We start from the raw sequence: 12,927 nt of genomic DNA, 5'->3' as shown, positions 1-12,927 counted from the left end.
ACGCGGCTCAGCCCGCACCCATGCCTACGATCACCGATCGCGCAAGCACCTGCTCGCGGGGCGCCCGCACGTCAGCATGAGCGGGATGGACACGATCGAGGAGGCGGGCGCCTGGGCGCGCGCTCTGGTGCGCCGCGAGTTCGGCATCGGCCTCGTCGACCTGGAGCCCGTCGTCGGCGGACTCGACCACGGAGCGCGCGTCTGGTGCGCGGCCGACGGCTCCGGGGCGCTGTGGAGCGTCAAGGCGTCGGCCCGCGACGGGCGCTTCGGACTCGCGCTCTCGGCGTCGCTGGGAGAGTCGGGCGTGCCGGGCGTCGCGGCGCCGCACCGCGCCTCCGACGGGCGCCCCTGGGCGGAGGACCGCGGGCTGCGGGTCTCGGTCGCGCCGTGGATCCTCGGCGAGGACGCGGTCGACTCCGGCGAGGACGCCCTCGACTGGGAGGGGTTCGGCGCGGTCCTGCGCTCCGTGCACGACGCCGAGCCGCCGACCCTCGCGCCTCCCGTGCGGCGGGGCATCCGCCGCGTCCGCCGTCCGCTCGCCGACCTCCTCGCCGAGACCGACGAGAGGATCGACGCGCAGCCGGAGTCCCGCCCCCGCCTCACCGCGCTGTGGCGCGCGAACCGCTCCCGCCTCGACGCCCTCGCCGACGCTGAGCGGCGGCTGAAGCGCGCCCGCACGCCCACCTCCCGCGTGCCCCTCCACGGCGACCCGCATCCCGGCAACGTCGTCATCGACGAGAGCGGCCGCCCCTGGCTGATCGACTTCGACGAGGCCACCGTCGCCCCGCGGGAGGCCGACCTGCTCCTGATCGAGCTGGGAGTCATCTACTCGCGGCCGATCAGCGACGTGCAGCGCTCGGCGTTCCGCGCGGGCTACGGCGAGGCCCTGATCGACGACGAGCGGATCGTCCGCTTCGGCTGCGTCCGCGCGGTCGAGGACGTGGCGGCCACTGTCGCGCTGGCCCTCGCCGACCCGGAGCCGGAGGAGCGCGAGGCCGCTCCCGTGCCCGCCTCCCGCCTCGGCCGCGCCGCCTCGGCGCTGCCCGTCCCCACTCCGCTCGACCTGCTCGCCGGCCAGCTCGGCCCGCACGGCCTCGTCTCGCTCGTCGAGACCGCCCTCCGCCGCCCCGCCTGACGCGGCCCTCCGACCCCGCCCCCGTCCGACCCTTCACAGCAGGAGACCACCCATGCGCAGACGATTCATCCCACTCGCCGCCGTCCTGGCGTCGACCGCCGCCCTCACCGGCTGCAGCGGCTTCGGCGGAGGAGGCGGCGGTTCGGCCGACGCCGACTCGATCACCTTCACCACCTGGGCCAGCGAGTCCGAGCAGGCGGCCTTCGAGTCGCTGATCACCGACTTCGAGGCCGAGCACGAGGGGGCGAGCGTCGAGCTCAACGTCGTCCCCTACGACCAGATGTTCAGCAACATCGACGCGCAGCTGTCGTCGGGCGAGGCCCCCGACGTGTTCCGCGTCGACTACGGCAACCTCGGCGTCTACTCCAGCCAGGAGCAGCTGCTCGACCTGACCGACCGGATCGACGACTTCGACTCCTTCACGCCCGCGTTCCAGGAGGCCGTCTCGTTCGAGGGGAAGCCCTACGGCGTCCCGCACCAGACCGACGTGTCGGCGCTGCTGGTGAACACGCAGCTGCTCGCGGCGGCCGGCATCACCGACGTGCCGACCACCGCCGACGAGGCGTGGACCTGGGAGGAGTTCGCCGACGCCTCCGCGAAGCTGCGCGCGAGCCTGCCCGCCGAGCAGTACCCGTTCGTCTACAACTGGCAGCTCGGCGGCACGCCCCGCTGGCTGAGCTGGCTGTTCGAGGCCGACGGCACGCTCCTGGAGGAGGACGGCACCACTCCGGCGATCGACTCCGCCGCCGGCGCGAAGGCGCTGGACTTCACGAAGAGCTTCTTCGACAACGACTGGGTCCCGCCGACCAGCTCGGTGAAGTCCGCCACCTACGCCGACTCCTTCTTCACGGAGCAGACCGCGGCGATGGCCTTCGCCGGGTCCTTCCTGGTGCCGGACATCGACGACCTCGCCGACTTCGAGTGGACCGCCACGCCGATGCCCGTCGACGAGCGCGGCGCGACCGACCTCGGCGGCAACGCCCTCGTCGCCACGGCCGACACCGACAACCCCGAGCTCGCGACCGAGTTCCTCTCGTTCATGACGCAGGCCGACACCATGGCCGAGTTCTGCGCGGCGACGAACGAGCTGCCCACCCGGTCCGACATCGACCCCGCGTCGATCGACTTCGCGGTGCGCCCGGACGTGATGCCCGTGTTCGTCGAGCAGGCCGCGACGATCACCCCGCGGGACGTGCAGCAGCTCACCTCGCCGTTCCTCGCGAAGATCTCCGTCGCGATGCAGGACCAGCTCGAGGAGGCGTTCGTCGGCGGACGCAGCACCGAGGAGACCCTCTCCGGCCTCGACGCGGCCATCCAGCAGGCGACCAGCTGATGACCGCCACCACCCTCCGCGGCCGGGCGGGCTCCTCCGCCCGGCCGCGGTCGGCCCGCAGGCGCGAGGCCCTCGCCGGCTTCGGCTTCGTCGGCCCGAACCTGCTCCTGATGGCGCTGTTCCTGTTCGTGCCGATCCTCTGGGCGATCCAGCTCTCGTTCCAGGAGTCGCGCGGCTTCGGCACGCCCGAGTGGGTCGGCTTCGCGAACTACCTGCGGATGGGCGCCGACCCGGTGTTCTGGCAGAGCCTGGGCAACACGCTCCTCTTCACCGCGGTCACCGTGCCGCTCGAGCTCGCCGGCGGCCTCGGCCTGGCCGTGCTGCTCAACTCCGTCCTGCCCGCGCGCGGGATCTTCCGCACGGTGATCGTGCTGCCCCTGGTGATCTCGGGCGTCGCCTCCGGGATGATCGCGGTCACGATCTTCAGCGAGTCCTCGGGCATCGTGAACAAGGTGCTGAGCTCGCTGGGCGCCTCGCCGGTCGCCTGGCAGTCGGACGGCTCCGCGGCGATGATCTCGGTGATGCTGACCGCGGTGTGGCTGCGGATCGGCTTCAACATGGTGATCTACCTGGCGGGCCTGCAGAGCGTCTCGCCCGAGCTCTACGAGGCCGCACGGATCGACGGAGCGACGCGCTGGCAGCAGTTCCGAGCACTGACGGTGCCGCTGGTCGGCCCGTCCACCTTCTTCCTGCTGATCATGAACGTGATCGCCTCGTTCCAGGTCTTCGACATCGTCTTCGTGATGACGGGCGGCGGCCCCGGCTTCTCCACGTCGGTGCTCGGCACCTACGCGTACCGCAACGGCTTCCAGGTCCGCGAGCAGGGCTACGGCGCCGCGCTCGGCGTCGTCATCCTGCTGGTCTCCCTCGCCTTCACCTATCTGCAGTGGCGCACGAGCCGCACGCGCGACCTCGTCGACTAGGAGCCCTCATGTCGTCCTCCACCGTCACCACGCCCGCCGCGGTCGCCGCGGCCACCGCCCGCGAGACCCCGCGCCGGCGTCCCTCCCGCCGCGACGGCTCCCGCTCCGGACTCGTCGTCCGCCTCGTCGTCGCGATCGTCGCCTCGGCGGTCGTGTTCTTCCCGCTGTACTGGATGCTCGTCATCGCCTTCTCGCCGCGCGGCGAGGTGTTCGCGCCCGGCCCGCCCCGCTTCTGGCCGAGCGAGATCTCGTTCGAGAACTTCGCGACGGTGTTCGCGCGCTTCCCCGTGGGCGAGTGGTTCGTCAACTCGGTCGTGATCGGGGCGTTCGTCACGGTGTTCACCGTCGTGGTGAACCTGCTGGCCGGCTGGGGCTTCGCGCGGCTGCGCTTCCCCGGGCGGAACCTGCTGTTCCTGCTCGCACTGGCCACGATGATGATCCCGGTGCAGGCGATCATGGTCGCGCAGTTCAAGCTCGTGACCGGACTGCAGATCTACGGCACCTACTGGTCGGTGATCCTGCCCGGAGCAGCGGCGGCCTTCGGGATCTTCCTCGCCCGGCAGTTCTTCCTCTCCATCCCGGAGGAGCTGATCGAGGCGGCGCGGATCGACGGCGCCGGCCACCTGCGGGTGTTCCTGCAGATCGTGCTGCCGCTCTCGAAGCCGCTGATCGCCGTCCTGATCCTGCTGACTCTGCTCGGCAGCTGGAACGACTTCGCCTGGCCGCTGATCGCCCTGAAGGACAACGAGCTGTTCACGCTGCCGATCGGCCTGCTCTACCTCAAGGGCCAGTCGACGCCGGACTACAGCGCGAGCATGGCGCTGGCGCTGGTGTCGGTGCTGCCGATGGTGCTGCTGTTCCTGTGCTTCCAGCGCTACTTCGTGCAGGGGTTCGCGCGCAGCGGCATCCGGTGAGGTCGGGCAGAGGCACGGGCGGCGGCACGGGTGGCGGCACGGGTGGCGGCACGGGTGGCGTGGAGCGGTCGCCGCGGCCGGGCGCTCCTGACCGGACGGGGCAGGAGAGGACGTGGAAGGAGAGGACAGAGCAGGGCCGGAGAGGACGGGGCAGGAGAGTGCCGACGGACGCTGCGGGCGGCGGGCGGCGGAGAACGAGAACCACGTGGAGGTCGTCCGGTCGTGATCTCCCGAGTTCGACGGCTCTCCTGCGTGGCGGGGGCGTCCGCCAGCCGGAGCGGGACGGGAGCGGACCGGGACGGAGGGGCGGACCAGGGACAGGGGCGGACCAGGGACAGGGGCGGACCGGGACGCGGTGGCCGACGCCCCGAAGCGCCGAAGCACGACGGGAGACGGGGCTCGAGGCTCGGAGCTCCGGGACTCGGGGCTCGGGGCTCGGGGCTCGGGGCTCGGAACTCGAGGCTCGACGAAGCGCCAACGTGCCGACGGACCTCGCGGCGCCGGAGGTGCGAGAGCGCGAGGGCGCCTGGGCGTGTCCAGGCACGGCGATGCACCGCCTCGCGTCCGACGGAGTGTCGAATCGCCCGGCAGGTCGGGCTGCGGATCAGAACGGCGGAGACGCGTCCACGAACCTCGGCCGCGTCGGCGACAGAACCGAGGGAGACGCCCGAGGTGACGACGGTCGCGACGACCACAGCAGCGAGGACGAAGATCGTGGCGGCTGCGGCTGCGGCTGCGGCTGCGGCTGCGGCTGCGGCTGCGGCTGCGGCTCCGGCTCCGGCTCGGGCTCGGGCTTCAGCTGCGGCTGCGGCTCCGGCTCCGGCTCCGGCTCTTGCGCCGATTGCGGCGTCGGTCGTCGCGTGGGCGGCAGCGGAGCCCCGGGCAGCGCCCGCGGTCGGTCGGTGATCCGACGGCCGGTGGGTGTCGTCCAGACGACGGTGCCGTCCGGATGGAGGGCGTAGGTCCAGCGGTCGCCGTGGCGGACGTGGTGGTGCGCGACGCAGAGCGAGGCCAGGTTGCCGAGGGCGGTCTCGCCTCCGTTCCGCCACTCGAGGGTGTGGTCGGCCTCGGCCGTCGAGGCCGAGCGGGTGCAGCCGGGGAACCGGCAGGTCCGGTCGCGCAGCTGCAGCTGGAGGCGCATCCGAGGGGGCGGGACGCGGAGGGTCCTGCCGACCGACGTCACCACTCCCGTGTCCGGATCGGTCAGCACCCGCGTGAAGGCGGCCGCCGTGCGCACGAGCTCCCGGGCGACGTCGGCGGGGACGAGACCGTAGCCGTCGAGTTCGGCCGGCGCGTCGTCGAGGCCGACCGCGGTGCTGGCGGCGAGGGTGAGGCGCACGTCGGCGCGGACTCCGGAGACCGAGGCGGGGCTTCCGAGTACAGAGGCGGGGATTCCGCTCGCTCCTTCGCCCGAGGATCCGTCGCCCGAGGATCCGTCTGCGGAGATGTCGCCGTCGATGAGCAGATCGACGAGTGCGTCGGCCCGCAGCTGCGCGAGCGTCCGGCCGTCGCCGAGGGAGATGTCAGCGTCTCCACCGGCGCCGCCACCCGTCTCCGCGCCGAGCACGGCACCAGCACGCGCACCAGCACCAGCACCAGCACCAGCACCAGCACCAGCACCAGCGTCCGTTCCCGCACCGACTGCTACCCGGGCATCGCCACGGGCACCAGCACCGCTCTGTGCAGTCGCAGTCGCAGTCGCAGTCACACTCGCACTCGCACTCGCACCTGCACCTGCACCTGCACCTGCACCTGCACCTGCACCTGCACCTGCACCTGCACCTGCACCTGCACCTGCACCTGCACCGAGCCCGATCCTCGCCGCGTCCGCCCCGTCGCGGAGCGAGCGGGCGATGCGGTCGAGACGGTTGTAGGCGCCGACCGCGACCGGGGCCGGCAGCAGGGCGCAGAGCGTGGCCATGCCGTCGGCCTCGGCGCCGAGCCACACGCTGCGGTCCTCGCGGGCGCGGGCGTGGCGCTCGGTGAACGGCTGCTCGTGCAGCTCGTCGCGCAACCGCGCCACGGTCCGGCGGAGCTGGGTGGGCGTCTGCGTGAGCGCCGCGGCGGCGGCCCGCTCGTCGAAGGGCGCGCGCGACGGAGCGGGGAGGGTCGCGGCGGCGGCGCAGACGACCTCGCCGGCCTCCCAGAGGATCCGGGCCTCGGCCAGGAGGGTGCGGGTCTCCGGGAGGTCCTCGATGAGGAGCCGAGCATGCTCGAGACGCCGAGACGCCGCGCGCTCCGACATCCCGAGCGCAGTCGCGAACTCGGCTCGGATCGAGCGCTCCACGAGGTCTCCCGCCTCGCTCCGGGAGAGACGACTCCCCCGCGCGAACGACTCCGGCACGAGCAGCGCCGCCCGGTACGCCGTGTGCAGGGCGACCGCCCCCGCGAGCAGCACCGGTGCCGAGGAGCGGGCGAGCCCCGCCGCGAGACCGGCGAGCGCGCGCACCGCGTCGAGCGTCCGCGCCGTCTCGCCCGCCTGCACCGCCTCGACCGCCTGCACCGCGTCACCCGAATTTGTCATACCTGTATTGAATCAGCGACCACCGACATCGGGCCGGGGCCCATGACCAGGATCGGGACAACGGAGCCGGTACCCCGCCTGTGGAGGGACGGACCGCCGGCGAGCGCGGGCTCGCGCACCGCTGTCCGCGCGATTCCTGAGCCGAGCACCAGCCCGCGCCGCCCGCCCCGCTCGAACCCGTCCGCTCGAACCCGCCCCGCTCGAACCCGCCCCGACCCGGCCGCCCCCGGCTCCGCTCGAACCCGGCCCACTCGAACCCGCCCCGACTCGGCCACCCCCGCCCGCTCGAACCCGGCCCGCTCGAACCCGCCCCGCTCGAACCCGGCCCGCTCGAGCCGGCCCGACCCGGCCAACCCGGCCCGCTCGAACCCGCCCCGCTCGAACCCGCCCCGACCCCACCGCCCCCGGCTCCGCCGGACGCTCCGCTCCCGCCGTCTCAGGCCGTGAGTCCGCCGAACAGCAGCGACACCGTCATCGCGATGATGACCGAGTCGAAGGCGGACGCGATGACGACGTTCGCGCGCACCAGGCGCCGGCCCTCGCTCGAGCGGATCTCTGCCGAGACCGTGGCCGCCGTCGTGGACAGCAGGAGCGCGAGGGTCGCGTCGTCACTGAAGTGCGGCGCCTCCTCGAAGGCGGAGCGCACCTGCGACCGCCGGGGCGACCGCGACTCGAGGCGCAGGCAGGCCTGTGCGACCGAGAAGACCATCAGCACCCACGAGCTCGCGACGGCGAGCAGGGCGGCGGCGATAGAAGGGGGCTCGCTGCGGGACTCCGTCCTCTGCGCGATCGCCACCGTGACCGCGATCGCCACCGTGACCACGATCGCCCGCACCGCCGCCGGCAGCGTCGTGCCGGTCGCCCCGGTCGCCCCCGCCATCCGCGAGAGGAGGCGCCGCTCGCCGCGCGCCTCCTCCTCGGCGGTGCTCCGCAGCGCCTGCTCGTCGAGGCGCGAGAAGGAGGCGGCGCTCCGGAGCGCCTGCTCGTCGAGGCGCGAGTACGAGGCGGCGCTCCAGCCCACGGAGAGGGCGGTGGAGAGCGGCCGGCCGAGCAGAGAGACCGGAACGAGGGTCGCCGTCGCATCGACGGCCCCGTCGCCCGGAGCGGGTGTCCCCGTCGCCAGGACGAGCAGCACCACCACGATGGTGACCAGGAGGCTCACGCTCACCCGGAACAGATCGGAGCGGGATCGTCTGCGCGCGGTCATCGCCGCCCTCCCCGTCAGGGGCCCGGAGCGCGCCCCGAACAAAATCCACGCCGTTCCGTCCTGCCGCGACCCGTGCGTCACCAGGCCATTCGTTGCAACCAACAACAAATCCCCTGAGCACCCGGCAGAATGGACCCATGACCTCACGGAGCAACTGGGCGGGCACCTACGAGTACCGCGCCGCCGCCATCATCGAGCCGGAGTCCGTCGAGGAGGTGCAGCGCCTCGTCCGCGAGAACGAGCGCGTCCGCGCCCTCGGCAGCCGCCACTCCTTCAACTCCCTGCCCGACACCCCCGGCGCACTGCTGCACCTGGGGCGCCTCGCCTCCGACCCCGTGATCGACGCGGAGGCGAGCACCGTCACCGTCGGCGGCGCCACCCGCTACGGCGTCGTCGCCGCACACCTGCACAGCAACGGCTACGCCCTGCACAACATGGGCTCGCTCCCGCACATCTCGGTCGCCGGCGCCATCGCGACCGGCACCCACGGTTCGGGCGACCGCAACGCGAACCTCTCCTCCGCCGTCTCTGCCCTCGAGCTCGTCACCGCCGACGGCTCGCTGCGCACGATCCGCCGCGGGGAGCCGGGCTTCGAGGGCGTCGTCGTCGGCCTCGGCGCCTTCGGCATCGTCACCCGCGTGACCCTCGACATCCAGCCGACCTTCGACGTCCGCCAGGACGCGTTCGTCGACCTGCCCTGGGAGCGCGTGCTCGACGACTTCGACGCGATCACCTCCTCCGCCTACAGCGTCAGCCTCATGACCCACTGGTCCTCGCCGACCGTGGAGCAGCTGTGGCTGAAGACCAAGGTGGCGGCGGGATCCGTCGCCGACGTCGACGTGACGCACCTGGGCGCGGTCGCCGCCTCCGCGAGCCTCTTCGCCGTCTCGGAGGGTGTCGACTCCAACCTGAACCCGTTCGGCGGCTCCGTCGGACCGTGGTCCGAGCGCCTGCCGCACTTCCGCCTCGACCGCGAGCCGAGCGCGGGCGACGAGATCCAGAGCGAGTACATGTTGCCGCGCGCGAACGTCCGCGAGGCGATCGTGGCGCTGCGCGCGATCGGCGAGCGGATCGACGACGTCCTGCTCATCACGGAGCTGCGGACCATGGCGGGCGACGACCAGTGGCTCTCCCCCGCCGGAGGCCGCGACAGCGTCGGCGTGCACTTCACCTTCAAGAAGGACCGCGCCGGCGTCGACGCCGTGCTCCCCGCCGTCGAGGGCGCGCTGCTGCCGCTCGGCGCCCGGCCGCACTGGGGCAAGCACTTCCTCGCCGGAGCCGACGAGATCGCGCCGCTCTACCCGCACCTCGAGGAGTGGCGCACCCTCCGCTCCGAGTGGGACCCCTCGGGCCGCTTCGCGAGCGACTTCCTCCGCGACCGCCTGCTCGGCTGAGCGGCACCCGCCCCGCGGGACCAGGCAGGTTCCGCGGGACGGGGTTCACAGGACGTGGGTCGCGGGACGGGGCTCACAGGACACGGCTCGCGGCTCGCGGCTCGCGGCTCGCGGCTCGCGGGATGCGGGATGCGGCCTACAGGACGCGGGTCACAGGCCGCGGCTCACAGGACGCGGCTCAGAACAGGCGGGCCGCGTCGGCGGGCTCGACGAGGTCGCGCACCAGCGCCGGGATCCGCTTCCGGAACGGGAAGAACCCCCGCGACGCCGACGGCCACGCCGCACCGTCCCAGCGGCGGCGCACGGTGACGAGCGCGACCCCCTCGTCGGCGAGAGCCGAGCGGAGCGCCTCCACCCGCTCGCCGACGGGCCCGACCGGCGCGTACGGAACGACCACGGTGTCGATCCGCTCGGAGACCGCCCAGTCGACGACAGTTGCGGGACGCGCGTCCGCGAGCACCCTCGCCGGCCGGCCGCTGGAGTCGGAGGTGCGCTCGGCGGCGTCGGCGAGCGCCGCGGCGGTGAAGGCGGCGACCGCGTCGGAGTCTCCGGACGGCGAGCGCCCGCTCGCGTCCCCGGCGACGGCGCACGCCACGAGGCGCTCGGCCAGACCCGGCTGCTCGGCGAGCAGGCTCTCCGCCTCGAGGTCCTCCTCGTGCAGCAGGAGGCCGGGGCGGCCGCCGACGGTCCCCACGACGTCCTCCTGCTCGAGCGGTGCCCGCGGCGGGAAGGGCTCCTCGGTGAGCGCGGGGGCCGTGGTGGCGAGGCCGCTCGGCGAGAAGCGCCCCTCCGTGTAGCGGGCGATGTTGGACGCGGAGGCGAGGTAGGTCTTGCCGGGAGTCTGCAGGCCGGCGACCCATCGCCACGACAGGGTGTTGGACGCGGCGTCGCCGTCCAGCAGGTGCCGGTAGAAGAAGTCGGCGCCGAGCTGCCAGGGCAGTCCGAGGGTGAAGATCCAGATGCTCGCGAACCACATGCGGGTGTGGTTGTGGAGGTACCCGGTCTCGACGAGCTCGCTCACCCACGCGTCCATCGCGTCGATGCCGCTGCGTCCGCCGATCGCGTCGAGGTAGCCGGGCGGAGGATCACCCGCGGAGGAGTCCGCCACCTCGCGGCGGTAGCGGCGCCAGACATCCGGGTTCTGCTCGAGCCAGCCCTTCCAGTAGGTGCGCCAGAACACCTCCTGCACGAACTTCTCCGCGGCGGTCAGGCGATGCCGCGCGAGGACCGCGGCGACGACCTCCCGCTCGGTGACGAGGCGGTGGCGGAGGTAGGGCGAGAGCCCGGAGACGTTGTCCCGGGACGGTCCGAGGTCGTGGTTGCGGTCGCGGGCGTAGGCGGAGCCCGCGCGGGCGACGAAGTCGTCGAGCGCCTCGAGGCCGGCGGCTCTGGTCGGGATGAACATCGCCCCATCATCGGCGTCGGCCCGGTGAGAACACCGGCGGCGGCCTCCCGAGTGCGCTCCGGGGACGGAGGCGCCCGCCGCGCGCTCGTCAACGGGGTGACCGGCGCCTCCGACCCGACGTAGCGTCGGAGGACGAGAGGGAGGCCGCCATGCCCCGCGAGGAACAGATCCCGTCCACCATCGAGCGCTCCGACGAGCACGCGCAGAAGCTCTGGTCGGCCGCGCACGACTCGGCCGTCGACAGCTACGGCGACGGTGAGCGCGCCCACCGCACGGCCTTCGCCGCACTGAAGCACGAGTACGAGAAGGTCGGCGACCACTGGGAGCGCAAGGCCGAGAGCGGCCCCTCCGACTCCCGCGCCGAGGGCCACGGCCGCTCCCCCGGGGGCGAGACGGCGGGCGGAGTGGACGCGAACGCGACCAAGGCGCACCTGATGGACCTCGCCAAGCGCCTGGACGTCTCCGGCCGCTCGCGCATGACGAAGGCCGAGCTCGTCGAGGCCCTGCAGAAGGAGAGCACTCGACGGACGCGCGACGCGCGGTAGGGGCAGGGGGCGGGGCCGGGAACACCCGCCCCGCCGAGCCCCGGCCCCGCTCAGTCCAGCGCGTCCCGGACGGCCGCCATGCCCAGCTCCAGCTCGGCGAAATTGGTCGACAGCGGCGAGAGGCCGATCCGGATGCCGTCGGGTCGGCGGAAGTCCGGCACGATCCCGTCCGCCTGCAGCCGCGGGACGAGGCCGGCGAACGACTCGTGCGCGATCGTCACGTGCGAGCCGCGCCGGGCGGGGTCGAGCGGAGTCGCCACCCGCACCCCGCGCGGCACCAGCCACGCGTCGGCCAGCTCCAGCGCGTACGCCGTCATCGCCTCCGATTTCGCGCGCACCGCGGGCATGCCGACCGAGGCGATCAGCGCGATCATGTCCTGCATCGCGAGCATCCCCGTGATCGGCGGGGTGCCGCTGAGGAAGCGCCGCATCCCCTCGGCCGGACGATAGCCGGGTCCCATCTCGAACATGTCGGCGACGCCCATCCAGCCCTGCACCGGCTGCGCGAGCGAGCCCTGGTGCCGCGACGCGACGTACGCCCACGCGGGCGCCCCCGGGCCTCCGTTCAGGTACTTGTAGGAGCAGCCGACCGCGAGGTCCGCGCCCCACTCGTCGAGCTCGAGCGGCACCGAGCCGACGGAGTGGGAGGCGTCCCAGAGCACGAGCGCGCCGGCCTCGTGCGCCTGGGCGGTGATCGCCGCGGCGTCGGCGAGGAACCCCGAGCGGTACGCGACGTGGCTGAGCAGCACCAGTGCCGTCCGCTCGCCGAGCACGGGGGCGAGGTCGTCGGGGCCGACGCCGCTCCCGGGGTCGGAGTCGATCCAGCGGAGAGTGCTGCCGGTCTCGGCCGCGATGCCCTCCAGCACGTACCGGTCGGTGGGGAAGTTGTCGGTGTCCACGACGATCTCGTCGCGCCCCTGCTCCGCCTGGCGGGCGATCGCCGCGCGGGCGAGCTTGTAGAGCAGGACGGTCGTGGAGTCGGCGACGATCGTCTGGCCGGCCGCGGCTCCCAGCACCGCGGAGCCGAGGGCGTCGCCGACCTCGAGCGGCATGTCGAGCCAGCCCTCCTCCCAGCCGCGGATGAGGCGGCCGCCCCACTCCTCCTCCGCGAACCGCGCGAGCCGGGCGACGCTCGCGCGCAGCGGCCGGCCGAGCGAGTTGCCGTCGAGGTAGGAGCGGACCTCGGGGGTGCGGACGAACAGCTCGGGGCAGTGCGCGAGCGGGTCCTTGGCGTCGAGCGGATGCATGCCCTCACCCTAGGTCGCGGGCGCCGGGCGCGACGCGTGCCGCCGGGGCCCCGGATGCGTGCCGCCGGGGTCCCAGACGGGTGCTGCCGGGGCCCCTGACGCCGCTCGGACGCCGCCCACCGTCCAGAAGTCGTCGCACTCGGCCGCGACCGCGACGACTCCCGAGCACTCGCGAACCCTCACCCCGGAGCCCCCCACTGTCCAGAAGTCGTCGCACTCGGCGTCGACTGCGACAACTCTTGAGCACTCGCAAGCCCTCACCCCGGAGCCTCCCCCACTGTCCAGAACTTGTCGCACTCG

The 12,927-nt window shown here is 73.4% G+C and carries 10 protein-coding genes; 6 read left to right on the top strand and 4 right to left on the bottom strand.

The window, feature by feature from the left end:
• The first annotated feature begins 85 nt into the window (after positions 1 to 85).
• The 4 genes from GSU40_RS01585 to GSU40_RS01570 are packed head-to-tail and all read left to right on the top strand — an operon-like array spanning position 86 to position 4,305.
• Entirely contained in the window at positions 86 to 1,135 is a 1,050-nt protein-coding gene (locus GSU40_RS01585) for an aminoglycoside phosphotransferase family protein (RefSeq protein WP_160033248.1), read from the top strand.
• Positions 1,136 to 1,187: 52 nt separating this feature from the next.
• On the top strand, positions 1,188 to 2,468 hold the full coding sequence (locus tag GSU40_RS01580; RefSeq protein ID WP_244229553.1) for a sugar ABC transporter substrate-binding protein: 1,281 nt from the start codon (positions 1,188 to 1,190) through the stop codon (positions 2,466 to 2,468).
• Complete coding sequence (locus tag GSU40_RS01575; RefSeq protein ID WP_104239656.1) at positions 2,468 to 3,391, top strand: sugar ABC transporter permease; 924 nt, start codon at positions 2,468 to 2,470, stop codon at positions 3,389 to 3,391. The genes GSU40_RS01580 and GSU40_RS01575 overlap by 1 nt, the downstream gene beginning before the upstream one ends.
• An 8-nt stretch (positions 3,392 to 3,399) precedes the next feature.
• Entirely contained in the window at positions 3,400 to 4,305 is a 906-nt protein-coding gene (locus GSU40_RS01570) for a carbohydrate ABC transporter permease (RefSeq protein WP_104315509.1), read from the top strand.
• 604 nt (positions 4,306 to 4,909) lie between these two features.
• Here GSU40_RS01570 and GSU40_RS01565 read toward each other — a convergent pair.
• Both GSU40_RS01565 and GSU40_RS01560 read right to left on the bottom strand, forming a co-directional pair.
• On the bottom strand, positions 4,910 to 6,829 hold the full coding sequence (locus tag GSU40_RS01565) for an HNH endonuclease signature motif containing protein (protein WP_160033246.1): 1,920 nt from the start codon (positions 6,827 to 6,829) through the stop codon (positions 4,910 to 4,912).
• A 436-nt stretch (positions 6,830 to 7,265) separates the two neighbouring features.
• A complete protein-coding gene (locus tag GSU40_RS01560; protein WP_160033244.1) occupies positions 7,266 to 8,036 on the bottom strand; it encodes a DUF1345 domain-containing protein in 771 nt (256 codons plus the stop codon).
• Between the two features lie 137 nt (positions 8,037 to 8,173).
• Between GSU40_RS01560 and GSU40_RS01555 the strand changes: the two genes are divergently transcribed.
• Positions 8,174 to 9,430, top strand: coding sequence for an FAD-binding protein (locus GSU40_RS01555; RefSeq protein WP_160033242.1), 1,257 nt, complete (start codon positions 8,174 to 8,176; stop codon positions 9,428 to 9,430).
• A 178-nt stretch (positions 9,431 to 9,608) separates the two neighbouring features.
• Here GSU40_RS01555 and GSU40_RS01550 read toward each other — a convergent pair whose 3' ends face one another.
• Positions 9,609 to 10,835 (bottom strand): FAD-binding domain-containing protein, encoded by a 1,227-nt coding sequence (locus GSU40_RS01550; protein WP_160033240.1) that lies wholly within the window; start codon positions 10,833 to 10,835, stop codon positions 9,609 to 9,611.
• A 149-nt stretch (positions 10,836 to 10,984) separates the two neighbouring features.
• Here GSU40_RS01550 and GSU40_RS01545 point away from each other — a divergent pair, with 149 nt between their 5' ends.
• A complete protein-coding gene (locus tag GSU40_RS01545; protein ID WP_104225169.1) occupies positions 10,985 to 11,380 on the top strand; it encodes a ChaB family protein in 396 nt (131 codons plus the stop codon).
• A 50-nt stretch (positions 11,381 to 11,430) separates the two neighbouring features.
• On the opposite strand, the gene GSU40_RS01540 is transcribed toward GSU40_RS01545, so the two are convergent.
• Positions 11,431 to 12,627 carry an aminotransferase class V-fold PLP-dependent enzyme gene (locus tag GSU40_RS01540; protein ID WP_160033238.1) on the bottom strand — a complete coding sequence of 399 codons (1,197 nt, stop codon included), beginning with the start codon at positions 12,625 to 12,627 and terminating at the stop codon, positions 11,431 to 11,433.
• Positions 12,628 to 12,927: the final 300 nt, after the last annotated feature.

Origin of the sequence: Rathayibacter sp. VKM Ac-2805, assembly GCF_009834265.1 — a bacterium.
Taxonomy (GTDB): domain Bacteria; phylum Actinomycetota; class Actinomycetes; order Actinomycetales; family Microbacteriaceae; genus Rathayibacter.
This window is presented reverse-complemented; position numbering and strand designations above follow the sequence as displayed.

What these genes read in the sequence shown, in the direction of transcription:
- GSU40_RS01550 (WP_160033240.1), bottom strand. Translation starts at nt 10,835, where the DNA reads ATGTTCATCCCGACCAGAGCCGCCGGCCTCGAGGCGCTCGACGACTTC.
- GSU40_RS01565 (WP_160033246.1), bottom strand. Translation starts at nt 6,829, where the DNA reads ATGACAAATTCGGGTGACGCGGTGCAGGCGGTCGAGGCGGTGCAGGCG.
- GSU40_RS01555 (WP_160033242.1), top strand. Translation starts at nt 8,174, where the DNA reads ATGACCTCACGGAGCAACTGGGCGGGCACCTACGAGTACCGCGCCGCC.
- GSU40_RS01545 (WP_104225169.1), top strand. Translation starts at nt 10,985, where the DNA reads ATGCCCCGCGAGGAACAGATCCCGTCCACCATCGAGCGCTCCGACGAG.
- GSU40_RS01540 (WP_160033238.1), bottom strand. Translation starts at nt 12,627, where the DNA reads ATGCATCCGCTCGACGCCAAGGACCCGCTCGCGCACTGCCCCGAGCTG.
- GSU40_RS01585 (WP_160033248.1), top strand. Translation starts at nt 86, where the DNA reads ATGGACACGATCGAGGAGGCGGGCGCCTGGGCGCGCGCTCTGGTGCGC.
- GSU40_RS01560 (WP_160033244.1), bottom strand. Translation starts at nt 8,036, where the DNA reads ATGACCGCGCGCAGACGATCCCGCTCCGATCTGTTCCGGGTGAGCGTG.
- GSU40_RS01570 (WP_104315509.1), top strand. Translation starts at nt 3,400, where the DNA reads ATGTCGTCCTCCACCGTCACCACGCCCGCCGCGGTCGCCGCGGCCACC.
- GSU40_RS01575 (WP_104239656.1), top strand. Translation starts at nt 2,468, where the DNA reads ATGACCGCCACCACCCTCCGCGGCCGGGCGGGCTCCTCCGCCCGGCCG.
- GSU40_RS01580 (WP_244229553.1), top strand. Translation starts at nt 1,188, where the DNA reads ATGCGCAGACGATTCATCCCACTCGCCGCCGTCCTGGCGTCGACCGCC.